At 38.8% G+C, this 23,144-nt stretch carries 20 protein-coding genes and 4 pseudogenes; 15 read left to right on the top strand and 9 right to left on the bottom strand.

Translation table 11 applies throughout. The features are described 5' to 3' along the window. Positions 1–31: 31 nt before the first annotated feature. Both AACS92_RS05710 and AACS92_RS05705 read right to left on the bottom strand, forming a co-directional pair. Entirely contained in the window at positions 32–325 is a 294-nt protein-coding gene (locus AACS92_RS05710) for a type II toxin-antitoxin system RelE/ParE family toxin (RefSeq protein WP_099110366.1), read from the bottom strand. A 2-nt stretch (positions 326–327) separates the two neighbouring features. Further along, positions 328–597: a type II toxin-antitoxin system Phd/YefM family antitoxin gene (locus tag AACS92_RS05705; protein WP_099110365.1), complete on the bottom strand. Its 270-nt coding sequence runs from the start codon at positions 595–597 to the stop codon at positions 328–330. Positions 598–931: 334 nt separating this feature from the next. Here AACS92_RS05705 and AACS92_RS05700 point away from each other — a divergent pair, with 334 nt between their 5' ends. Further along, complete coding sequence (locus tag AACS92_RS05700) at positions 932–2,041, top strand: tyrosine-type recombinase/integrase (RefSeq protein ID WP_099110364.1); 1,110 nt, start codon at positions 932–934, stop codon at positions 2,039–2,041. On the opposite strand, the gene AACS92_RS05695 is transcribed toward AACS92_RS05700, so the two are convergent. Further along, positions 2,042–2,425 carry a helix-turn-helix domain-containing protein gene (locus AACS92_RS05695; protein WP_099110363.1) on the bottom strand — a complete coding sequence of 128 codons (384 nt, stop codon included), beginning with the start codon at positions 2,423–2,425 and terminating at the stop codon, positions 2,042–2,044. Between the two features lie 274 nt (positions 2,426–2,699). On the opposite strand from AACS92_RS05695, the gene AACS92_RS05690 reads away from it, so the two are divergent. The 12 genes and pseudogenes from AACS92_RS05690 (at position 2,700) to AACS92_RS05635 (ending at position 16,562) form a co-directional block, all read left to right on the top strand. Next, positions 2,700–2,912 (top strand): hypothetical protein, encoded by a 213-nt coding sequence (locus AACS92_RS05690; RefSeq protein WP_099110362.1) that lies wholly within the window; start codon positions 2,700–2,702, stop codon positions 2,910–2,912. A 115-nt stretch (positions 2,913–3,027) separates the two neighbouring features. Further along, positions 3,028–5,238, top strand: coding sequence for a cobaltochelatase CobT-related protein (locus tag AACS92_RS05685; RefSeq protein WP_099110361.1), 2,211 nt, complete (start codon positions 3,028–3,030; stop codon positions 5,236–5,238). Between the two features lie 173 nt (positions 5,239–5,411). Next, a pseudogene (locus AACS92_RS05680) lies at positions 5,412–6,833 on the top strand (LAGLIDADG family homing endonuclease); the annotation flags it as partial. 189 nt (positions 6,834–7,022) lie between these two features. Continuing rightward, positions 7,023–7,733: pseudogene (locus AACS92_RS05675) on the top strand (AAA family ATPase); the annotation flags it as partial. A 165-nt stretch (positions 7,734–7,898) separates the two neighbouring features. After that, positions 7,899–11,435: a DNA polymerase III subunit alpha gene (gene dnaE, locus AACS92_RS05670; RefSeq protein ID WP_099110359.1), complete on the top strand. Its 3,537-nt coding sequence runs from the start codon at positions 7,899–7,901 to the stop codon at positions 11,433–11,435. Positions 11,436–11,515: 80 nt separating this feature from the next. Then, positions 11,516–11,962: a hypothetical protein gene (locus tag AACS92_RS05665; protein ID WP_099110358.1), complete on the top strand. Its 447-nt coding sequence runs from the start codon at positions 11,516–11,518 to the stop codon at positions 11,960–11,962. A gap of 135 nt (positions 11,963–12,097) precedes the next feature. Next, positions 12,098–12,637: a hypothetical protein gene (locus tag AACS92_RS05660; protein WP_099110357.1), complete on the top strand. Its 540-nt coding sequence runs from the start codon at positions 12,098–12,100 to the stop codon at positions 12,635–12,637. 150 nt (positions 12,638–12,787) lie between these two features. Then, entirely contained in the window at positions 12,788–13,756 is a 969-nt protein-coding gene (locus AACS92_RS05655) for a regulator (RefSeq protein ID WP_099110356.1), read from the top strand. Between the two features lie 55 nt (positions 13,757–13,811). Then, positions 13,812–14,759: a 5'-3' exonuclease family protein gene (locus AACS92_RS05650; RefSeq protein ID WP_241537959.1), complete on the top strand. Its 948-nt coding sequence runs from the start codon at positions 13,812–13,814 to the stop codon at positions 14,757–14,759. After that, positions 14,756–15,016 carry a hypothetical protein gene (locus AACS92_RS05645; RefSeq protein ID WP_099110354.1) on the top strand — a complete coding sequence of 87 codons (261 nt, stop codon included), beginning with the start codon at positions 14,756–14,758 and terminating at the stop codon, positions 15,014–15,016. Before AACS92_RS05650 ends, AACS92_RS05645 begins: the two co-directional genes overlap by 4 nt. Before the next feature lie 2 nt (positions 15,017–15,018). Then, positions 15,019–16,110, top strand: a complete 1,092-nt coding sequence (locus tag AACS92_RS05640) for a recombinase RecA (RefSeq protein WP_099110353.1) — start codon at positions 15,019–15,021, stop codon at positions 16,108–16,110. A gap of 200 nt (positions 16,111–16,310) precedes the next feature. Beyond that, positions 16,311–16,562: a helix-turn-helix domain-containing protein gene (locus tag AACS92_RS05635; protein WP_099110352.1), complete on the top strand. Its 252-nt coding sequence runs from the start codon at positions 16,311–16,313 to the stop codon at positions 16,560–16,562. Between the two features lie 161 nt (positions 16,563–16,723). Here the strand turns inward: AACS92_RS05635 and AACS92_RS05630 are convergent, their stop codons facing one another. Continuing rightward, entirely contained in the window at positions 16,724–17,143 is a 420-nt protein-coding gene (locus AACS92_RS05630) for a type II toxin-antitoxin system VapC family toxin (RefSeq protein ID WP_099110351.1), read from the bottom strand. Beyond that, complete coding sequence (vapB, locus tag AACS92_RS05625; RefSeq protein ID WP_099110350.1) at positions 17,140–17,373, bottom strand: type II toxin-antitoxin system VapB family antitoxin; 234 nt, start codon at positions 17,371–17,373, stop codon at positions 17,140–17,142. Before vapB ends, AACS92_RS05630 begins: the two co-directional genes overlap by 4 nt. Before the next feature lie 1,165 nt (positions 17,374–18,538). Between vapB and AACS92_RS05620 the strand changes: the two genes are divergently transcribed. Continuing rightward, entirely contained in the window at positions 18,539–18,865 is a 327-nt protein-coding gene (locus tag AACS92_RS05620) for a hypothetical protein (RefSeq protein WP_153044767.1), read from the top strand. Between the two features lie 267 nt (positions 18,866–19,132). Here AACS92_RS05620 and AACS92_RS05615 read toward each other — a convergent pair whose 3' ends face one another. The 3 genes from AACS92_RS05615 to AACS92_RS05605 all read right to left on the bottom strand — a co-directional run bounded on the left by AACS92_RS05615 (position 19,133) and on the right by AACS92_RS05605 (position 21,501). After that, a complete protein-coding gene (locus AACS92_RS05615) occupies positions 19,133–19,393 on the bottom strand; it encodes a type II toxin-antitoxin system HicB family antitoxin (RefSeq protein ID WP_099110348.1) in 261 nt (86 codons plus the stop codon). A 19-nt stretch (positions 19,394–19,412) separates the two neighbouring features. Further along, entirely contained in the window at positions 19,413–20,042 is a 630-nt protein-coding gene (locus AACS92_RS05610; RefSeq protein ID WP_099110347.1) for a hypothetical protein, read from the bottom strand. A gap of 112 nt (positions 20,043–20,154) precedes the next feature. After that, positions 20,155–21,501: a Fic family protein gene (locus AACS92_RS05605; RefSeq protein ID WP_099110346.1), complete on the bottom strand. Its 1,347-nt coding sequence runs from the start codon at positions 21,499–21,501 to the stop codon at positions 20,155–20,157. A gap of 201 nt (positions 21,502–21,702) precedes the next feature. Here AACS92_RS05605 and AACS92_RS05600 point away from each other — a divergent pair. Beyond that, positions 21,703–21,795 (top strand): annotated as a pseudogene (locus tag AACS92_RS05600) (NadS family protein); the annotation flags it as partial. A gap of 296 nt (positions 21,796–22,091) precedes the next feature. On the opposite strand, the pseudogene AACS92_RS05595 reads toward AACS92_RS05600, so the two are convergent. Next, positions 22,092–22,964 (bottom strand): annotated as a pseudogene (locus AACS92_RS05595) (RepB family plasmid replication initiator protein); the annotation flags it as partial. Positions 22,965–23,144: the final 180 nt, after the last annotated feature.

The following is a 23,144-nucleotide window of genomic DNA, read 5'->3' as shown; positions in this document are numbered from 1 at the left end:
ACAGAGGAAACAAAAGTTCCAGACTCATTGATTACAGATTGTTATGTGGATCTTGTGTCTGATGCAATACGGCCAACACTTCAATACCAGCCGGAACTTCTCGATAGTAGATAATATGACTCTCAACAGGGAAACTCCGCACACCAACATGAAGATCCTCACTACGATCACGTCCGGGGGATGGGTGCCGGTCAAGAATATCAGTCATAGTCACACGCAAGGAATTAGTGTAAGCCTCTGCTACGCTCGCCCCCCATCGGCGCAAGGAATACCGTTTTATGGCACGAATATGCTCTCTAGCCTTCTTGGTAAACTGAACGCTCATTTCTAAGCCTTATCTTCAAGTTCATCGACCGTCAAAGGTGCAAAGACATCATCAATACTATGCAGCTCGCCACGATCAGCTTGTGCAATAGATTCAGCAAGAATGGCTTTCAAACTTTGTAACTTAAGCTGTGCGAACTGATCATACTCTTCAGGAGAAATGACTACGGCCACGCGCTTACCATGCTTACTTATTTCCACCGGCTCACGCTGAACTTTCATAAGCAGATCACCAAACTGATTCTTAGCAAGTTGTGCGGGAATAACTTCCATAAATCACCTACCGTCTAAAATGGCTCGAATGTACATTATAGACAAAATAGGAAGTAATCACCAGTAACCATATTCCAAGGAGAGTATAAAAAATCTACAGCAGCCGATACACCCTAACTTTAGATTGAAAAAGATGGTTTGATTTTTGTGCAGTGAGAACTTATTTATCGGGAGGGGGGGGGAAGGGTGCAAAATCCGTTCAAAACCTCTTCTTGTGACTCCAGACTTAGTTAGTCTGGAGTCTCGCTATCTAATAGACTATATTTAATCCAAATAAAAAATTAAAAAAACATTATTTATATAAATAAGTAATCTATAAAAATAAGGCATTGATATGAATAAAATGAACAATGAAGCATCATACCGTATAAATGAGTATGTAGGCATAAATACCATAAATTATTTAAATATGATAAGTAATTACTCACTTATTACATTGGAAAATAAATTGAAAGATGAATATAAGGTGAGAGATTTAATTAGTATATGGGTAAAGGTTTCCTTACTACTAACTAGACGCAGACCAGAGATTGCTATTTCATCATTACTTGCTCACCTATTACCTATTATTGGTGATATCGACATAAGGAAATGCACAAAAATTCAATTGAACCGAGTATTCAATCGCTTACTTTCTGATAGCAAAGTCAACGAAGCAAAACGAGTTTTCGCTCTTACAAAACAGTTTCTTTCATGGTGCGAACATCAGGGATACATCGAGCGAAACCCACTAGCCTCAATGACACGTAAAGATATTGGTGGAAAGGCTCCTGAACCGCGTAGTCGCTCATTATCTGACGCTGAAATATGGTGTTTTTGGCATGGTTTAGACATGTGGGATTTCAGCGATCAAATTAGATGGGGGCTACGGTTTTGTTTGTTAAGCGCCAGACGGCCAGATGAAGTTTTCAAGGCTAAAAAAAGCGAATTCAACCTTGAGTCCGGCATATGGCGACAGGGCAGCCGTAACAAATCACGCCGCAATCATTCATTACCTATTAGCGAAATGATGCGATTATGCTTAAACAATCTCTTTGAAGCCTCTCCTAACAGTGAGTGGCTTTGCCCATCACCTAAATATCCAAACGAACTTATATCGAAAGGTGCTCCTGCACAGTGTATACGCCGCATGGTTCGTGATTATCCTAAATTTGGATTAGAAGAATTTACACCTCGCGACTTACGCAGAACAGCTAGAACCAAACTGGCTGCGTTAGGAATTCAAAATGATGTGGCGCGCAAGATAATGAACCACGCTCTTGAAGGTATAGACAGAGTGTATGATAGGCATGATTACTTTGATCAAATGCGGGATGCGCTTGATTTGTTTTCAAATGAAGTAAAAAGGATTGTAGAAACAGATTCTTATCGAAATTTAAATCACGACTTTGAAGTAGGCAGCCTATCACTGCCACCTACTTCAAAAATCTATTGTGAAGACTGATTATTTGCTTGTTGCTTTACCGATAAATTCATCAGCTCTAATAGCTGCTAGTGCAATATCGCTAACATCACCACCTTTAAAGTTACGATACGCTTCTAACACTTTTACTTCATCTTGGGAAAGTGTACGAGCGTTTTTTTCATACAGCGCAAAGATTTCAGGGTAGCGGGTCTGCATAACTATTTTGAATAAGACCCCCTCATCAATACCTAATGCTTTTGCAAAAACGGATATCTTTTCTGCAGGAAACAGCATCTTGCCACTTTTTAGCATAGAAATATTATTATGGGCTGAATACCCTACTTCTTCCGCAATCTCAGCCTGCGACTTTCCACTTGCAAGAATTGCAGCAGCTAAAAAGTCGCCGATAATATTTTTACTCATTCTTTATGCCTTATTTAATATGAATTTTATAATTTCAACGTTTTTCACAATATACACGCTAACCTCAATATAAGTAAATACATATCTATTAACAGTCACTCATTATGTCACCTAATTCAAGGCAACATTGTGTATTTACTGACTAAACTATATCGTTTTTAAAAATGAGAATAAAAACAATTGCCTTTATTGAGTTCTAATTTATATAATCTAACCCCCAAATAAGCATGAACAATATAAGTACTTAGTTACATACAAAAGAGGCGTTAATTACATGGCAGCGATAACAGGATTGCTTGAGAAAATGGATTCAGGCAAATACGTTCTTTTGACTGAAAATGACATGGCTGAAATCATGGGCGAAGCCTCTAACAATCTTTTGCAAATTTACACATCTAATGACCTCATTATTCATCACCTTACAGTCAATGGTGAGTTTTATATGTTGACAGATACAGGGACTACACGAGTTTTAACTCAACGCTAGCAAATTCACATCCCCTCCAAATAAAAAGCGTATAGATTGACTGCCTATACGCTTTTTTTATTATTTTCATACACCAAAAATCACATAGCACCATGAAAAGGTAAGGTAAAATAAAATGATAAAGGATGGAAAAATAAGGCCAGAAGTTCTGACTTTTCGCGAGTCGGTTCAGACGGTCGTCAGCCTATTAGCCTCGAAGAAAATCAAGGTGGTAGATTTTGGTTCGCAAGCATATTGCGCATATAACAAAAAGACTGGCGAACTCGAATACATCAATATCCCGTCAATTCCCGACACCGCTTCTGATACATTGCTTAATGCTATACGTGGTTTTATAGATCATGAAGTCGCGCACGTTTTGTTTACTGACCATAAAATTTCAACCTTTTTATCTGAGAAAAAGGCGCACTATGTTTGGAATGTCATAGAAGACACATACATTGAGCGGAAAATGTCTTCGATATTTCAGGGAAGTCGACAAAACTTACTAAAAACGCAGAAATATATCATTGAAAATTACTTCTCCTCTAAAATTGATGGCTACATTCACAGCTATGCAGAAAATACTCGCGCTCTGTTTTTAGAAGTATTCTTGATGCCGATTTCACGGGCATTCTGCGGTCATACACCATTTATGGACTTCATGGAGTCATATTGGGATATGTTTGAAAGTGAGTTAGCCGTGCTCGATTCAATCAATTATAAAGTTCGAATAAACCGGATCACCAAATCAGAGGGATCAGCTAAGTTAGCTGCTGATTTGTTACGTGCATTCCGTCTTGATGAAAAAAAGACAAAGAAAGAAAAAATTGAGGAACCATCTAAAACCGAAGCAAGTAAAGAACTAGAATCAACTGAGGAAGACTTAGACCACAAGGTTTCAAAAACAAAAAAAGATAAAAAAATCATCAAAAAAGAACCTCATTCTTCCGATAAAGAAGATACGTATCCAGATACAGATACAGATAAAAAAACAGAAAATAATGATATACCAAAAGACAATGAGGACACTAAAGACTCAAAAAATGCACATAGTGATGAACTTAGAGAACCAGAACTAAATGACGGCAGCGAATCTAAGCCCACAATAGATGATCGGGAGTCAAAAAATAATTCAAATTCAGGTGATGAATCGAAAAAAATCGATACAACCATAGGTGGTGATAGCCCATCTTCTGAACTTGATACAGGCGATACAGTTAACTCTTCTGAACCAGAATTACTATCTGATTCAGAAGAACCGGAAAAATTGACGGCAGAAGATATGGCTGAATTAGAGTCTGACGATGCTCCAAAGTCTAAAAGCGTAGAAGATGCCGCCAGTGAAATGATCTCTGATGAAATTAAATCCGTCCACTCCGGTGCTTATCTGCCACTCACCCGCGTTAATGATTTTATGGGATTGTTAGAGAATGCATCTGAATTTATCAAGAATGGAACAAAACGGGTTGGTGGAGCTGTTTGGGCTGATAGTTCACATATTTATTATGAATTTAACGAAAAATTAGGGCTTAGCAGTTTCAGGAAATTTATCGAGCCTCAACTTACTAACAAATCTCAAACGCTATCAAAAGATTTAGAACGGGCAATTGCCAGCAAAAACCGAGTCCAAAAGGTTAATGGATTACGTAAGGGCAAAATTAACTCGTCAAGTTTATGGAAGATTGCTCTACCTACTATCAATGACGATCGCGTATTTTCTAGGAAATACGACCATAAAGCAGTTAACGCCGCCGTCCAGCTTGTTATTGACCTATCCGGTTCTATGGGCGGAAAACGAATTATGCTCGCAACTGCCGCCGCCTACGCCCTATCTGATGCCTTAGACAAAATTAAAGTGCCTAACATAATCACTGGTTTTACGACCGTTGGTTTGATGCGCGGTAGTGATATTAGCTGCAACCGTTATGAACCTTTGTTCCTTCCAACATTAAAAAACTGGAACGAAAAGGTTAACTCCAGTATCGCAATGGCTAGATTGGGAACGTGTGTTAGTTACATTCCATTATGCAATAACGTGGATGGGGAAAGCATTCTCTCCCTGTCGCGTCACCATGTGGGCAGAACTGAGGATAAACAAATCATGCTTATCCTGTCTGATGGTGCTCCCTGCGCTAAAGGTAACGGTTTTGGTAAACATTTAGTCGACTCTGCTGATTATTTGATAAACAAAGCCAAAATTGATTTGCTGGCTATTGGCATACAAACAAGTGATCCGGAAAAATTTTACAAGTATCACACTAAGGTTAATTCTGTGGATGATTTGCCGAAAACAGTGATTGCAGCAATCCGTAACGTGCTGTTAGGGAATGTTATAGCCCTTTAAAGTTAAAGTTGTTACCTAAAAATGAATGCCGTGCTCCCATAATATATTTATAGATCTTCTATAAGAAACACTCAAAAAAATAATAGGTATTGACTTACTTACCTATTATTTTTATGTAAGATATCATCTTAAATTTAAACAATAACATCAATGCAAATTAAGGTTACAAGAAAATGCCAAAAGAAACTGACGAAAAAAAGATTGCCGCTATTCACTGTGCACTTTGCGGAAAGCCAGACGTAATGATGAAGCGGCACTTCACTCCCAAAGATGGTGAATATCTGTGTTCTAAGCATCCGACCTATGAAGATAATACCCCAATGAATCCAGACGATGCCCTCACAGAATACAAACGTCTCTATCCTAACATGCAGACGATTTCACCTAGCGCACTAGAAGCATGGCGTAAAAAACAGGAGGAAAAGTTAACCGAAGAAAGTACAAAGGTAGCAATGTCTACTACGGCAGATAAATCTGACACAAAAACAACTGCCGCGCATAGCCATCATGTAGGTGTAACAGAATACCGCACTGAACGAGTGGCGGTAAACGAAGTACTTGGTCTTCCAACTGAGCATCTATGCAATGCACTAGGCAAGCCAATTGTCACTGAGGTCTTTATTAATCGTCCATTTCCAGAATTTGTGCCGGAAGTTAAAGAATCATACGTCTTCAATGATATTGAATTAATCAAAGATACATTAATGATGTTTACTACTGGAATGCCGGGCTATCTATGGGGTCATGCAGGAACAGGAAAAGCTCAACCGATAGATACCATTATTCCAACACCAGACGGTATGAAACGCTTTGGTGATCTAAGAGTGGGAGACAAGGTATTTGGCTCAGACGGAAAACCTACAAGCGTTGTGGGTATATTTCCTCAAGGAATAAAACCTATGTTTCGCGTCATATTCAGAGACGGTGCTTCAACTCGTGCATGTAAAGAACATCTGTGGACTACATTACCCACGCACGAATATAAGCGTGGATATAAGCAAAAACCTATGGTTCGCACAACTCAGGAAATGCTTGATGCTGGGATTAAACATGCCACAGGCCATAAATTTAAAATTCCATTAGTTGAAGCTGTTGAATGGCCGGAAAAGGAGCACTTCATCCACCCGTATATCTTAGGTGTGATGATTGGTGATGGTGGATTGCTAGGTACAACGCCTGTGATAAGTTTAGGGGCTGGCGATTTAGACATTAAAAGCCGTGTGGACTCATTACTTCCAGAAGGTATTGAAACTGGTGGAGTTCGCGTTACCAGTAAAAACGGACGCCAATTCAGTATTACAGACAACACCATTTTTCATGGCAATCGGATCAAAAAAGAAATTGTTCGTTTAGGTCTGAACGTTTATTCAGGTAACAAATTCATCCCTGAACAATATCTATTTGACTCAAGAGAAAATCGCCTCGAATTACTGCGTGGTTTGATGGATACGGACGGAACATGTCGCTCTAACCGTACTGGCTTTTCAACAACATCTCGCAAGTTAGCTGAAGGTATTAAATTTTTAGTTCAGTCACTCGGCGGTACTGTAATTGTCAAAGAATATGAAAAAGCAAAACACAAAAGCGGTTACTACGCAGAAATCAACGTAAAAACCTTATTTTCCCCATTTCACTCGACACGAAAATTAGTTGAATGGTCGCCTAGTAAAAAGAATCCGCCAAGTCGTTTTATTACTTCAATTGATGCTGACGGTGAAGCTGAGTGTATGTGCATCAAAGTAGCAGCGGAAGATAGCCTATATGTTACTGAGGAGTTTATTGTTACACACAACACGACCTTACCAACGCAAATTGCTGCTCGTTTAGGTCGTCCGTTGATCCGCTCCCAGCATACGGCATCCACAGAAGAATCACACATTACTGGTCAGATACTTGCCAAAGATGGCCGTACTTATTTTGAACCGGGACTTTTGACCTTAGCGATGAAGCATGGCTTTATCTATCTCGCCGATGAATATGATTTTGCTTATCCGCAAATTCTATCTTTGTACCAACCGGTGCTAGAGGGAGAACCGCTGATCCTGAAAGAAGCAACACCGGAGTGGCGCAAGACAACTCGCCATAAACATTTCGCCTTTGTAGCTACTGGCAACACTAACGGTTCTGGAGATGAAACTGGACTCTATCAGGGCACAAACCAACAAAATGCCGCTAACTACTCACGTTTTGCGTTGGTATCAAAAGTGGAATACATGCCGGAAGCACAAGAAATATTAATTCTGGTTTCACACGGCATCCCTGAACAAATGGCTAAAAATCTGGTCAAGTTTGCTAAACGCTGTCGTGATGCTTATGAGGCTCACGAAGTATCCCAGCCAATTGGCCCTCGTGAGCTACTGAATGCCGGTATTGTCGGTGTAATGCGTAACGACCCCGTACTCGGATTGCAAAAGTCCTACATCAATAAATTGCCTTCTGCGTCTGCTGTAGCAACTGGTGAGTTTGCACAACGGATATTTGGTAAGGCCGCATGATCGGCTGTTTTGGCTCTATCACCACTGCCTCAGAAAAATCATCTCTTTGTTGTGTCTGTACACATAAAGATGCGTGTCATGCAGAGGCGCAAAAACGAATGATCATCATCTTTGGCAAATTTGAAGGTTTCCCAATGGACGCAGGGAAGAAAAAAGGTAAAAAGAATGCAAGCGCTACTCGCTAGAACCGACTTTTCACTAGGTGAATCCACTATTAAGGCATCGAAAGCAGTCGAAATTGCAAAGTTGAAAGGCTACAAAGCGATTATCTCATCTGACACGATGAATATATCCGCTGTTATTCCAATGCAACTGGCGGCTTCTGACGAACTCTCAGTAGTGTTGGGAAGTCGGCTGTGTATTGTTGATAATCCTTTTCTGGAATCAGAGAACAAAGTACGTAAAGAGGCTGACGAAGAACTACTTCCGATTGTGCGTGATTTTAGCTACTCATTTATTGCTATGGTCAAAAACGAAGCTGGATTTTCTGATCTTTGCTCGTTAATAAGCCTCGGATATGAGCGCAAGCAATTTTATAAAACACCACGGCTGGATATTGACCAAGTTATCGATACATATCGAAAAGGCAATATCGTTCTAATGACTGCCGATTTTGACAGTGTATTTCGCCGTCGCGACTACATGGCAATAATGGAAAAACTGGCATTCATAAATCGTGATGACCTGTATGCAGCCATATACCCTATGACTTCGCCTTTCTTTGACCAGATTAATATTAAATCTTCTCTTGCTGCCGATATTCTTTCACTGAAAAAGATAGCTTTTTACCCTGCGTATTACGAAATACCCGAAGATGCGGATCTGAAAGATGTAGCGTATCAGGTGTGCAATAACGTCAAATCAGACCAAATATACCGCATGAGAATCCCTTATGTACGTGATAATGCTATTAACGATCGTGTTCATCTTCTCAAGAACCTTAAAGAATTCAGTACGCGAACATCAACGCCTGTCACACCAACTATGGTTTCCACTATCCAAGATGAACTAATAGGAAAATGCAAGTGGCGGTGGCATAAAATGGATGTTGCTTTACCTAAAATGGCAGATGATGAAACTGCAACATTGAAAGCAATGGCCGCAGCCGGACTCAAAGCCAAGCTGACAGAAAAATCATTTGGTTATACACCACCATCAACACAATGGCAGGTTTATATCGACCGCTTGAAATACGAGTTGGAGGTGTTAAGTCGCTTAGGCTTTTGTGGTTACTTCCTGCTGGTTTCAGACCTCATGCAGCACGCCTTAAAAACCAAAGTACCGGTAGGGGCTGGTCGTGGCTCTGTAGGTGGCTCTCTTGTAGCTTGGTGTGTTGGGATCACTGACGTTGACCCTATCCGTCACGGTCTGTTGTTTGAACGTTTCATTAATCCTGAACGTCTGGATTTGCCCGATGCCGATTTAGACTTTTCCCAAGCCAAACGTCACCTTGCCATTCAATATCTCTACAGTAAATACGGTCAGGACTATGTTGCTGGTATCGTTAACTATTCATATTTAGGCGCAGCATCGGCAATCCGCGATTCAGCAAGAATTTTCAACGTTCCAGCAAGTGACCTTTCCGTTTCAAAAGAAGTTGGTTGGGCTGCGAAAGAAGGTGATGACCTCCCACTCGAAGAACTCCGTACCGAGTTGGCATCACTAGACAAATATGCAGATAAATACCCACAAGCCTTTTCCGCTGCCTGTAAGTTAAAAAGCATGATGCGAAGCTATGGTCGCCATGCTGCTGGGATGATTGTATCCAGTGTGCCAATTCGTGAACGGGCTGTAATAGAACTGCGCGGCAATGAGCGTGTAATCAACTGGGATAAACGCCATTGCGAAGACATGGGGTTAATCAAATTAGACGTGTTAGGGCTGGCTACGCTCGATTTGCTGCAATTGGCAGTCGATTATATAGATGAGCGTTATGGCTCCGGTACAGTGAAGTTAAACGAAGTGTCTCTTGATGATCCTAAAGTCATGGCAAACTTTGCTGATGGACGTACAAAAGGTGTTTTCCAGCTAGAATCTGCTCCAATGCGTAAGCTACTTAAAGATTTAGGTGGTGGCCTTGACCCCATATCTTTTGAAACGGTTGTTGCGACAACAGCATTATTCCGACCCGGCCCAATTCAATCAGGCATGTTAGATACGTTTGTTGGTGTCGCTAAAGGCTTCCATGAACCAAGTTCACTTCACCCGAAACTTGATGAGCTAACCAAAGAAACAAACGGTGTTATTCTCTACCAAGAACAGACCATGAAAACAGTACAGATACTCGGTGGTTTTACACTTGCCGAAGCTGATGGTGTCCGTTCCGCAATCGGCAAGAAGGATTTAGCAAAAATGGCTTTAATGGGTACTCTATTTAAAGCACAAGCTGGAGCTGGTTGGATTGATGTGTTATTCGAGGATGGAGCAATCAAAACCGTGCATCGCGCAGAGCATTTTAAATGTGGAGACACTAAGTTAACCGTAGAAGATGCTCTGAATGCCGGTATTGAGCTGTTTATTGAAGACAAGATAGTTAACTCTATTGTTTCAGGATCAGAGCAATTAGGTTTATCCGAAGAAAAAGCAAATGAAGTTTGGGAAGCTCTGGAAAAAAACGGATCATATCAATTCAATAAATCTCATGCCGTGGCTTACACCCTAATTAGCTACCAATCTATGTGGCTCAAAACTTATTATCCGGCTGAATTTTTTGCTGCTGCACTGACGATATTAGGGGAAGATAAGCATCAAGATCTCGTCAATGATGCATTAGATTACGGCATTGTCATTATGCCTCCTGATATCAATATATCCAGTCAGCGAATGGAGATTAGAGACATTGACGGTCGCCCTGCTCTATTTGCTCCGTTTAGCGCTATTAAAGGCTGTTCATCTACAGGTAGTGTGGCGATTGTTGATGCCAGAGATAAGGTCGGTGGTAAATTTGAGAGCAAAGCTCAGTTTGTGGAAGCTGTTAACAAGCGTTCTTGTAATTCTCGTGTCATTGAGGCTTTGGATTCAGTCGGGGCTTTTGCGGCGATAGAGATGGATCAACCATCGGCCACGGATGAATCTCGCCGGAAAAATCAGGCTGAAATGATGGGTAATCTCATTGTTGAAGCTGTCAAAACTTCCCGTGAATTTGTAATGAATGAAAAGGTTAATGCCAATATCAATTTATTGATGAATCGCATAGCCAGTGAAACAGGATTAAAAGATGGTCTTATCCGGCCACGCACTGGTCGTAAGCCACGCTTTATGATCCTTCTTGACGGTGCAAGCAAAGGAGATGCAACACACGGTTACTTTATGGAGTCCGGTTATAACGAATTTAAATCTATTTTAACAAATGCCGGCTTCCTAATGGGCGATATTTACATCACTGGTGTACTTAAAAAGCCTAAAGATGAAGGGATGAAAGCCTATTCCAAAGAAGATATTTCTGCATTCACTGAGTATATGAAAGCAGAGATAGAAATAGCAAAACCCACCTATATCTTAACCTGTGGCAGTTTAGCTGCTTCGCTATTCAACAATAAATCAAAACCATCAGATCTCGTTGGCAGAAAAGAATATTTTTCAGCGATGGATGCAACCGTGTTCTATGCATTCAACCCTAACATTCTCTACTTCCGACCAGAAGAAGACGAAAAGCTGGTAAAAATCGTTGAAGAACTAGCAAACGCGATCAATGAAAGTTAACACTACTACCGTCCAGTTATGGTTTAACACCTTTCTGGATGGCTTATTATTTCAATACAAGTAGTTAAGAGATAAACCAAATGGAAATGAAAAAAGCACAACCGATTATTACAGATAAGATCCGTGAAAAGGCTAAATCAATGGTACTCGCCTCACCTTACGGGAGATTTATCAGTGTGACAACCACGTTAGAAATCGTCATAGCTTTGGCAAAAAAAGAAAAAATGCGTGTCAATCGCCGCCTTCGTGACGTGGCTAAAGGAATGATCGATAAATATGAATTGGACGAACTGAATCGGCTTCTCAAAGAGATTGCTTTCAGTAATAACACAGAAAGAGCATTTCAAAACCTTGTCAGTTATCGTAATAGGTTTCTATCTTCAGCAGAGGAACGTATAGCCTTAATGAACGAGTTTGTTGGCGGCGATTTGGACGATTTAATTGAACAAGGCGTACCACGCGAGGAACTGACCAAAAAGGTTCACTTATTTAGACAACAAGAAGCAGAAAGGCAAAAGGCTGCGTAGTAGCAAATATCATTCGGTACTTGTGAATAACTCTTTGTGTCATGTGGGATTATTGACACATAATTTCAACCCTTAATGGTAGGTATTTAAATACCTATAAAATTAACTTTTAAATTTCCACTGAATTTTATTTATATGAAAGAACCTAATCCAAGTATCAAAGAAACTATCATTGACCAGATAGAGCAAGACCTTAAGACCAACCTAAATGACCTCGATACAGTCTGGACGACACAGCCCCTTTTAATGATGAAATATGCAGCTAAGCAAGCAGATGTTGAGCGCATCTGCTCAGAAGAAAAACAACGTATTGAAGGGCTTGAAGCAGCTATTTATAACATCGTCAGATCAGCACGTAGCATGAACGGCACAAAGAGTTCTGAGTCAGCTATAGATGCAATGGTAAGCCAGATAGAACGCTATTATTCCGGTGAAGAAACAAAGCTAAATCTCAACACATCCTTTATCGACGAATTGCCGGAAAAGGTTATTGCGATTGCTCGTGCTCTTGTTTCGGCTCGACACAATTACAACCACAATAAAGAGTTATCAGACCTCTATAAAGCCGCCACAGAAGCCTTTCGCCATCGTAGAGACATGATTATTCAAGCCTCAAAGAAAGCCACGTTAGATTACGAATATCTAAATGCAGGAACATTTGCCGGAAAGAAATGAAACTCCCTTAAAAAACAGCTTTTATGTATGTATTTACTGATCTATTATTTGTGAGATAAAAATGAGTAAGCAGGAACATTAATTAACTGACTAAATTAATTAACAATCTAAACACACAAACCAATAAACAAACAGATTAAGGAAATCGGTATGTCTACATTGTTAGAGCTTATTAAAGGAAAACGTAAAGAGCTGGTATCAAAACGCGCAAGCCGCGGCATTGATACTGCCAAATTACAAAGTGGCGTCCAATATCTTCGCATTTTCCCTAATGTAGAAAATCCAAACGCGATCTTTTATCAACCATTCGGCATGCACTTTGTTAAAACCAAAGATGCAGGTAAAGATAAAACCGTCGCTTCTGTCTGTAAGACAGCTACATACGGTGAACATTGTGAATTATGTGAAGCAATTATGGAGGCAAAAGCAGTCCATAAAGGCAATCCTAGTATGGAAGAGCTGATTTCCGAAACCCGTTCAAGCCAACGCTACATTGTCAACGGTGTATTAACAACTACACCCGATATCAATCTGGCCGAAAAAACTCAACTGGTTGAACTGCCTCAAACTGTGTTTGAAGACGTTCTTAAATCCATTGAAGAAGATATGTCCGATGAAATTGGCGAGCCTCTGGATATCGAAAAAGGTTACTGCTTTAAGATCGAACGTACTGGTGCTGGTCGTGATACTAAGTACAGCGTGTCACCATCACGTAAAGAAGGTAAAGCTGCCATTCCCGCAAAACATCTTTCTTCAGTACATAATCTCGAAAATTTCGCCAATGGCCTGAATGATGCTAATAAACTGGCTATTGCTGGTAAAGCAATCGGGACACTAACCGGTGTTTCTGTTTCTATTAGTTCTACTATGGCTCTCCCTGCCACCGGTACAACTGGCATTGCATTACCGGGTTTTTCAAGCCCTGCTACTGGCATAGGCTCAACATCTGTTCCAACAGGTAATATTGCTAAAGATGCGGCAAAGGAAGCTGTAGCGGCGGAGTTTAAAGGTACTGAAAGTGTTACTGAAACACAGACAGCTCACGTTGCTCCTGCATCATCCGAAGCATTGGGCGGTGATGAACTGGCTGACATGATGGCACAGTTAGAAGGTCTGTAATTGTAACTTTGGTTGTGGATAAGGGCGCATTCGTGCGCCCTTATCATTAGGAGAAATGATGAACCTTTTATTGGTTGATGCACACAGTCAAGGCTACTATCACCAACAATCAGCAGCAACATTGAAAGTTGGAGATATGGAAGTACAGGCTATCTTCAATACTCTGCGATCTGTAAAACGTATCGCCTCCATCAAAAAATCCCGTGTAATCATCCTTTGGGATGGCAAGCCGCTAAAGCGTAATGATTTGTTTCCTAAATACAAAACACGCGAGCCAAATCCTGATATGGAGGCAATGAAAGAGAAGTTTAAGCAGCAACGGCCTCTCATTCAGGAAGCATTTTCATATTTAGGCGTTGAACAATTTATTGCAGAAGACGGTGAGGCTGACGATCTGGCTGGTCTTCTGGTTAACACAGAAAAACACAAATATGATCACATTTACCTCCTGACCGGTGACGGTGACTGGAAGCAGTTGGTTGATGAAAATGTGTCTTATATCAATCAGCGTGACGATAATATTTTGCGCCTTGATAAATTCTTTGAAGATACCGGTTACCACACTCCACTAGCTTTCGTTCAAGGGAAAGCTCTTCATGGCGATAACTCTGACACCATACCGGGAGTTGGTGGAATTGGTGAAAAAGGAGCAAAAGAGTTTATGGCTGAATATGGTTCTGTAGCCGAAATTCGTCGCATCGTCCTTTCTGGCGAAGAGCTAATGAAGAACCGCGCTCGTAAATCGTTTGAAAAGCTGTCACGCAACGAATTTAACGAAAAGCAGGGTCTTGGCATGATGGATATTTTCAAACGCAACCTCAAGCTAATGATGCTGCGTGGCTGTCCATTAAAACCAGATAATATCCGACAAATCCCGATGGATTACGATCCTGAAAAACTACGGCAATTACTGCTCAAATTAAATTTCCAGTCAATTCTGGAAGACCTAGACGTGTTTCTTGTCCCGTTTGAACGATATGGATTAAAAGGTAGAACCACATGATCACTTCACTCATAACCAAAGACCTGAAAATTACCCCAACCGAATTAGCAAAAGAGATTATCAATCTATACGGTCGTGATGGTTTAGGTCGTGTTCGTTCCATTCTGGCAAATAGCGAAATTTCTGTAACCGAACGTGAGCTGGAAATTGTGTATGGCCACTGCCTGACTATTTATAGCCGTATTTGTAAATACTTAAATCAGGCCATCATTGAAATTGACGTATTAAAAACCGTTTACCCGTTGGAGAAAGTGTAATCATGGCAACGAACGACGCATTAAAAAAATTCTTTAAAAGCACTGTTAAATCCAACGCTAAACAGCAACACGTCAAAGTGTGGCTCAATACCGGCTTACCTCATCTGAACAAAGCTGTTTCAGGTAAATACAGTGGTGGTCTGCCATGTGGTCGCATCATTGAGATCTTTGGTTGGGAGTCCAGCGGTAAAACCTATATTGCAACCCAAGTAATGAAATCCGCACAACAAGCAGGTGGTGTTGCTATCTTTATGGATCATGAAAAGAGCTTTGATTCTCTATTAGGCGAAAAATGCGGCCTTAATGTAGGAGATGATGGGGATTGGATTTACCAACAGCCGGAGACGTTTGAGGAATCGATTGAATACTCAGCCTCAATTGTCAAAGCAATGCGTGATAGCAAGGTTATAAAACCGGAAGCGCCTATTGTTCTGGTCTTCGATTCACTAGCATCTATGGTGCCGAATCAGATTTTCCAGAAATTCGAAAATAAAGCTTCTGGGAAAGGGAAAGATAAAGATAATCTGAACATGAACGACAATACTGCATTGGCTCGTTGTACATCTTCACACTTCCCTGCTCTCGCACAGTGGGCGAATAAATATAACGTGTGCATGATATTTCTGAACCAGTGTCGTCTAGATTTAGGTGTCACTTTTGGTGATAACACAAAAGCACCGGGCGGCAAAGCTCCTGCCTTTTACGCTTCCGTTCGCATCCAGTTATCCAAAGCACAAATCAAAGAGGGAGCTGAGCGTATAGGTGACGTTGTAACAGCAAAAGTCATTAAAAACAAAGTAGCACCACCTTTCAAAACTGCATCGTGGAGTTTCTATTACGATACCGACATTGGTATTGACTCAACCGAATCTCTAGTTGAGCACATGCTGAATATCGGTTATCTGCAAAAGAATGCATCCGGTCGTATTCTCTTGGGTGATAAAGCCTACTCACGCAAAGAGGTTATCGAAAACTTCAAGAAGCTCCCTACTGAGAAAATCATAGAGTTGCTTGAAAAGTGGCATACTGAAAATGCAGAGATTGCAGATGCTGCAATGGATGGTAGTGAGCCGGAAGACCACGAAGAAGAATAATACAATCATCAACAAGGGCGCACTATGCGCCCTTTTATTTTTATATCAATTACATAAAAATTTATTGTTTTAAACAACAAGAAAAATAAAAAGATAAAAAAATTAAATAAATAACTTATATTTAATGTTTACTAATTTAGTTATATTGCAATTATCCTCTGTAGGGGATATTGTTAAATTATCCTTTAGGAGGGATACTTATGAAGATCACTACGCCTAAAACACTTGCTGTAGCAATTCGAGATAAACGCAAAGAAATGAAGTTCACCCAAAAGAATGCCGCTGAACTTGTAGGAATGAAGCAGAGTACGGTATCTGCTTTCGAGAATGATCCAGAAAGAAGCAAAATTGAAACATTATTTAAATTATTATCTGCATTAGAACTACAACTAGTTATTACAGAACGCAATCCAGATAAGGGCACAAACAATGGTTGGACTGAGGAATGGTGATAGATCAATATCTTACAATCCCTTAAGGATAAGGCATTACAAAATCCAGAAGTAAAGCAAGATTATGATGAATTAGAGTCTGAGTTTGAACTAATAACCCTGCATATGGAGGCAGGATTAACTCAGCAACCATAAGCCGACAAAATGGAAACTAATACTTATTAGAGTTTCGTCCAATCTTCAAGTTGAAGCCCTTCGACTCGTGAAAATTCACGGGTATTGTTTGTGACCAATATTGCATTAACAGCGATTGCATGTCCTGCTATTGCAGTATCGTTATTACCTATTGGCATCCCAGTATCAGATAAGCATTTTTTTATCGTAACTGTTGCATCTATTGCTTCTTTATCCCAAGATAGAATTGCATCAAGACGTTCACAAAATGCATCAACTAAGACATTATGTTTAGGCGATGCTTTCTTTCCTATTGCCCCAAAGCGCATTTCTGAATAGGTAATTGCTGAAACCACAATAGTATGGCGGTTCATTACACACTCTTGAAGTTTTTCAAGCAGGTATAGAGGTTGTTCTCTCATAATGAAAGAACAAATGTTTGTATCAAGCATGTATATTTTTTTCACAGAATAACCCGTCCATCTTCGATAACATCATTACGCTCAATCAAAAAATCATCATCTGCTTTTTCTTTTTCTTGAAATGATATCCAATTAGGTTTGGCTGGGCGTAGGATGATGCTATCACCATCACGGGTAATCTCTAATTCGTTCACTCCATCAAAATCAAAATCTTTCGGTAAACGAATGGCTCTATTATTGCCATTTTTAAACACAGAAACTGTTCTTGTTCTCATAATATATTCCTCTCCACAAACTTAACATATGTATAGTATATCCCAACTCATACATATGTCAACATATGCTAATACTACGAAGGACAAGGTTTAGAGAGTTCCAGAACAGAAAACCCAGTTAAAGATGGCTATCAAACTGACAATTCCCCTTTGGCCGCCGAATCAAGAACAACAAAATGACTCATCTTATTAATTTTAAAGGTATTTTATTGATCACCTTTTCCATTTTGGAAAAATACCATCATTAATTAAATAACTTCATTATCTTAATAAGATAAATTAGGTACTGTCATTGTTTCTATCTTTACTCCTTAAAACAAATCAATATAATACGCATCTAAATACATACAAAACATATTATGAATAATACAATCACCGTACTGGTCATACTTTACATTGGCGGAGCTGGCTTAATGCTCGAATCTTTGTTGCGACGCAACAAGCAACATCCATTTTTAAAATGCTGGCTGTGGATGTTCATTTGTTGGCCTCACATCAAATCGGAAGTAGTCAGATTGATAACTACTTTTTCTGAACGATTTAGTATACAGTCAGGTTCTTATTCGATTAAATCAATATGGAAAAAGCCGCATTAGGCGGCATGTTGCTCTTAGCCTTAAACTCCACCCATCCAAATTTGGGCTAGTCGCTATTTTGATATGAATAGTCAACTCATTGAACGTAAGGCTTGTGATGAGTCTTAAGAAAAGCTGGTTTTTACTTAACAGCGTTCAAGAAAATAATCGTAATAGGGCATTTCGGAATGGGGAGATCGCTAATTAATTTCTAAATAATTGCTAAATATTACTGTTATCTATATTTTAGATTAAATATCTTCCACCAAAATCATCTGACAATAACTCCATCATTATGTGATTTTTATCGCAAAAAAAAGACAAACAAGAGATAAAATAACAATTTCCCTTATTATCACCAAAGAGGAGATATTTTTCTCCAAATTCATGCTAATTAGTTGATTGTAGTTTAAATTAACTTTTCATTAGTTAATTAATAACTTTAAAATTATTCAATGCTAATAAATATAATGACAATATCTAACTATTTAATGCGGTTCAAAATAATACTTCCTATTGCTACTACTTTAATACTGACTGGTTGCACCATTAAATTAGGAGAACCCAAACCTGGTGGAGTTATAGAATACATGGAAAAAAACTATACCACCGACGCTCGCACACCGGGAGCTTCACGAGTAACATTAGCTGTTAGTCCCACATTGTTACCTAATGTTCAACAATATTGCAGAAATCAAGGTGCGCAAATAATAGACGCTAAATGTGTAACCCCTGATCAGAAAATACTATTTATAACCAGCCATGCACCTAGTCTTGAAGTCCCAGTTTATGTAAATAACATGGTTATTACCAACCGAACACCGCCTCTTCTGTTAATACATGAGTCCAAAAAGGATACTCCATATACTGATTGGGAGGCCTATGTCAAAGAAGTTGAATCCCCTTCCCTATTTTAAAATGGCATTCAATATTCAATAATTACTTCTCATAGTAGTTATTACCCTGATTTTTATAGTAGTGATAAACAGAAAAACCCACACATAAGACGGGTTTTTCTGATTTTGCAAAGAGGATATTTTGAGTTACGAGTGTTTCGCTAGTGCACGCCTAACCAATTTTGCAAAGAATCCGCTACGGCTGTGGTACTCACGATGTGAGTTTACATAGTCATCAATTCTTACCAACACAAATTTGTGGTAATGTGATGTTTAATTTAGTCGTATTTAGTGAGTTAGTTCTATATCGATATAAGCCCAAATCCCGCCTTGACAATCATCGTCATTGAGGTAATCGGCTACAGTTTTTGCCTCTACAGGTGTATTGCCATTCTCACTCATATATTCAAAGTAAGTATCTAAAGCATTTGTGGCATCAGAAATTGCGTCATCTATAGTATCGCCAGCGAAGTAACAACCAATTACGTCTGGTACGAAGCAGGAAAATGAACCGTCATCAGCCTGATGTAAATAGATCGGGTATCTCATAGTTACCTCATTTAAGTACTTATAGTAAAGTATTGGTAGGGTACCCAGATAGCACTTCATTTATTTTTCTAATTCGTCTATCGGAAGGACTTGAGAACATTAGATATACCCCATAAAATTCAAAAAATGACATGAGGCCAATCCATAATCCAATAGATACATCGTTATTATTTGATATACTAGGATCAGATACATAAGGTAGCATAATAAACACAATAATAATAAACATAAAACCTACTATCTGCTTAAGAAATCTAGCTATTTTATAGTTAATACCGACATTTATTTCAGGAATGTCCGAAATAAAAACCATATAGTTTTTTAGATACTTAATATCATGGATGAAATCAGACCTAACACCATCAAGCTTTAATTTTAAAATTAAATTAATGAAACGCTTTGATACTCCTTCTGTGACATTAATAATTATTTTTGCATTTATAATATCACTGATATACCTTTTACTTTCAGGACTTAAAACACTAGAATATTTATCAAGATAATTCATATTTTTCGAAACATTTCTATCTTTAAAAAAAATCACCCCTTTATGAATTAATTGCATCACCCCCAAAGCCCCGCCAAAAAATGCACCAGATATAGCTAAAATAGCGGTATGATTTTCTAAAACAAAATCAATAAAATTCATGTATCCCTCATCAATTTAAAGATAAGACTATATTTAAGGCGTTTTCATAACAGCGATAAACGCAAAAAATCCCCTACTCCAAGCAACACAGGGAGAAAGAAAGATTACTCTGCTATTTTGATACCTTATGTAATCTACCTCGTAGATCTGCGGGAGCTATATAGTGAGTGGTTCTCCCTATTTTTGTGGAAAAGAATATATTCATACCCTCAAGCTCTCTAAGCAATTTTCTAGCTGTATTTTCACTAATATCATATATACTTTCAACTGATTTAACATTAAACAATTTCCCGGGTTCTTTAACACCTTTCTTTATTAAATCCTTCTGAATGAAATTCAATTTATTTTTATATTTTGATTTTTCCAACAAATTAACAATTTCATAAAATTCGTTTGTTTTTACTTTTAAATACTCTTGTAGTTCATCAAATGCTCTCAGAATAACATCCACATTAAAATCGATAAAATAAGTGAGATCTCCATAATCTTTTTGAACATAAAGATATGACATACCATAGTTTTTGGCATGTTCTTTGATAACCTTACTTATTGAAATATATTCAAAAATATCATACCCATTCTTTAGCATATACCAATAAAATATTGCCCTTGCAGTTCTCCCATTCCCATCTCTAAATGCGTGTTCATACCCTATCATAAAGTGAAGAATAATGGCTTTTATTACTGGATGTATGAATTTTCTACCACCCTCTCCATCATGATTCTCGTTAGCAAAATCACATAATTTCCCCAACCTATTTTCTAAATCTTCATAGTTTGGAGGGTAAAATAATGGGTTATCATCATTTCCAATGTAAATATCATTACTACATCTAAATTCTCCCGGTACATTCTCGTTCTCAGATACACCATTAGTAGCTGTTCTATGAAATTCAAGTATCAAATCCCTTGTAAGGGATTCCTGTTTGCTGTTCTTCGCTAGTCTTAATAGCATATAATTATTCAGAATCATTCTCTCATCAGAAGTGCTAGGTATTAATTTTTCTTCTAGCATCTTTTTTGCATCAGCTCTAGTAGTTGCAGCTCCCTCCAATTGAGCACTAGTGATAGCTTCCTCCATCAGTAAAGATGAAACCAAATAATTCTGTTGAATATTATCTGATGCTTGAGATCCTGCAATTGCGGCAACTTTACCTGCACCAAGTTGTACAATTTTGTGTAACTTTGGTTCTAGCGAATCGTGTATACAGAAATGAAATTCATTCCCGCTTTTATCAAACAAGCCTGTCCCTTTCTTTACTTGATTTCTGAGAAACTGTACAGCATACCAAATACCTTCAGCTTCTTTACTGGGAACTCGCCACTTAAGTTGACTCCAATGAAGATATCTACCTTGACTATCAACAATGCCATACTCATTGAGGTATCTAAAAAAATCTTGAGAATTTGAAGATAAAAAATCATATTTAGGTGATTGTTCTACAGGATGTTTTGCCATAATACCTCATATTTTAAAATTTGATGTTTATATAATTATGGCAGCAAATATCTAAGGAAGCTAACACTAAAACCAGATTTATAACCTTAATGATGTAAGTAATACAGCGAAGTAACAATCTCACAGTTACCTCGCTGAAAACCTTAGATAAAGAGACTACTATAAAGAGTTACTTAGTTCTCACTATAGTGGTCACATTGATCAAATTACCGGAACCCTACCGGACTAGCCGCAAAAGTATTAGCGGTTATACAGGAAAATCCTAATTTCTATAAGGCTATGGCAACCCATTGATTATTCTCTCGTCTAGAAGTCGAAACTTTTATTGTGACGTTGTCACAATGGAAAATCATCGAAATAAAAAGACCACTATAAGGAGTTGATATCTCTCTATAGTGGTCACTAGATACTTGCTCTTTATAGTGGTCTTTATCGAGTTATTATTTTGATTTTCTTATTTTTTCTAGTAACTCTAACTCTTCCCTTGTCAGTTCAGCAAGGACAGTATCACTCTCCCCTCTACTTCCTTTAGTGGTTTTACTATCTTTAGTGGTCTTTCGTTTCCCAACTGTTTTGATAACCTTGTTTTTTTTGAGCTTAGGCGTTCGCTCGTGGATCATGAAGTAAACTGAGTTCCCTTTCTTCGTTTCGGTAAAGTCTAGATACCCAATTTCTTTCAATTGCTCCATAGCACGGCGAACAGTGGCATTCTGGGTGTTTACACGAGATTTCAAATTTAACCGTGCTCTAAGCCTCGCTAACGACACCGGCGCTGGATTTGAGGGTAAACTCTCAATGAACGTATAAAGTGCCTGAGCGCTCTCTTTACGCGATAATTCATTAATAGCCCTAAGTTGCAATAGAACCTTATGATCGAATTGGTACAACTCAAAAATTTTCGGGTCGGCTTGTAACGTCACCGTATCTTTCTGCATGTCGTAGTAGGCTGACTGAACCAAATGGGTGTGATACGCCTTTGTATCATTGGTAAACGAGAGAGTTGTAGAGACAATACGCCTCAAAGATTCATCTAGTCTTTCACGTAATCGCTTTGATGAGCGGGATGAAGGAATACCGCATAACTTAATAAAATCAACAAACTTCAACGTGACCTTGTCACCAATGACTTTGTGTTTGGCAAATGAATGGATCACGCCTACCCACGTTTTGAAGTCGTTATCCATATCAAGCCGTTCGCCAGTTATCTTGATATTCGTATAACCTTCAGATTTAGCGAGCGATAATTGTTTCAATTCATCAGTCGCATCCATCGAAGCCATTAGATTACGTTTACTACGATTCGTCGATTTAAGGGTTGGAACAAACAATCCGAGGCGCATTAAAGCCACTGGCTGAACTGTATTATTCGTGTTTGGCATTAACGTGACTAATTCACCTGTTTCTTTTCTCACCTCTGAAAAAGCTTGAATTAATTCCTCGTCAAATAAGGTATTTTCAGGCAAAACAGTCCCCTCTCAATTGAATTAATTAGGCTCGTTTACTCATCATAGTAGTCTATTATTATTGCCGATAGTGGTCATGTCACTCTCTATAGTGGTTTATTTACTCCTTACAGTAGTCATTTCACTCTTCATAGTGGTCAAATAATGCTGAATCTATTTGATATAAAAAAGAAAATAAGA

The organism is Xenorhabdus sp. KJ12.1, from assembly GCF_963876495.1.
In the GTDB taxonomy this organism is placed as follows: Bacteria; Pseudomonadota; Gammaproteobacteria; order Enterobacterales; family Enterobacteriaceae; genus Xenorhabdus; species Xenorhabdus stockiae.
This window is presented reverse-complemented; position numbering and strand designations above follow the sequence as displayed.

Excerpts from the sequence above, each read along its gene's own strand:
- AACS92_RS05615 (WP_099110348.1), bottom strand. The coding sequence starts at position 19,393 with ATGAGATACCCGATCTATTTACATCAGGCTGATGACGGTTCATTTTCC.
- AACS92_RS05685 (WP_099110361.1), top strand. The coding sequence starts at position 3,028 with ATGATAAAGGATGGAAAAATAAGGCCAGAAGTTCTGACTTTTCGCGAG.
- AACS92_RS05700 (WP_099110364.1), top strand. The coding sequence starts at position 932 with ATGAATAAAATGAACAATGAAGCATCATACCGTATAAATGAGTATGTA.
- AACS92_RS05695 (WP_099110363.1), bottom strand. The coding sequence starts at position 2,425 with ATGAGTAAAAATATTATCGGCGACTTTTTAGCTGCTGCAATTCTTGCA.
- dnaE (WP_099110359.1), top strand. The coding sequence starts at position 7,899 with ATGCAAGCGCTACTCGCTAGAACCGACTTTTCACTAGGTGAATCCACT.
- AACS92_RS05655 (WP_099110356.1), top strand. The coding sequence starts at position 12,788 with ATGTCTACATTGTTAGAGCTTATTAAAGGAAAACGTAAAGAGCTGGTA.
- AACS92_RS05635 (WP_099110352.1), top strand. The coding sequence starts at position 16,311 with ATGAAGATCACTACGCCTAAAACACTTGCTGTAGCAATTCGAGATAAA.
- AACS92_RS05665 (WP_099110358.1), top strand. The coding sequence starts at position 11,516 with ATGGAAATGAAAAAAGCACAACCGATTATTACAGATAAGATCCGTGAA.
- AACS92_RS05710 (WP_099110366.1), bottom strand. The coding sequence starts at position 325 with ATGAGCGTTCAGTTTACCAAGAAGGCTAGAGAGCATATTCGTGCCATA.
- AACS92_RS05660 (WP_099110357.1), top strand. The coding sequence starts at position 12,098 with ATGAAAGAACCTAATCCAAGTATCAAAGAAACTATCATTGACCAGATA.
- AACS92_RS05605 (WP_099110346.1), bottom strand. The coding sequence starts at position 21,501 with ATGGCAAAACATCCTGTAGAACAATCACCTAAATATGATTTTTTATCT.
- AACS92_RS05645 (WP_099110354.1), top strand. The coding sequence starts at position 14,756 with ATGATCACTTCACTCATAACCAAAGACCTGAAAATTACCCCAACCGAA.
- AACS92_RS05620 (WP_153044767.1), top strand. The coding sequence starts at position 18,539 with ATGGAAAAAAACTATACCACCGACGCTCGCACACCGGGAGCTTCACGA.
- AACS92_RS05610 (WP_099110347.1), bottom strand. The coding sequence starts at position 20,042 with ATGAATTTTATTGATTTTGTTTTAGAAAATCATACCGCTATTTTAGCT.
- AACS92_RS05705 (WP_099110365.1), bottom strand. The coding sequence starts at position 597 with ATGGAAGTTATTCCCGCACAACTTGCTAAGAATCAGTTTGGTGATCTG.
- AACS92_RS05690 (WP_099110362.1), top strand. The coding sequence starts at position 2,700 with ATGGCAGCGATAACAGGATTGCTTGAGAAAATGGATTCAGGCAAATAC.
- AACS92_RS05640 (WP_099110353.1), top strand. The coding sequence starts at position 15,019 with ATGGCAACGAACGACGCATTAAAAAAATTCTTTAAAAGCACTGTTAAA.
- vapB (WP_099110350.1), bottom strand. The coding sequence starts at position 17,373 with ATGAGAACAAGAACAGTTTCTGTGTTTAAAAATGGCAATAATAGAGCC.
- AACS92_RS05650 (WP_241537959.1), top strand. The coding sequence starts at position 13,812 with ATGATGAACCTTTTATTGGTTGATGCACACAGTCAAGGCTACTATCAC.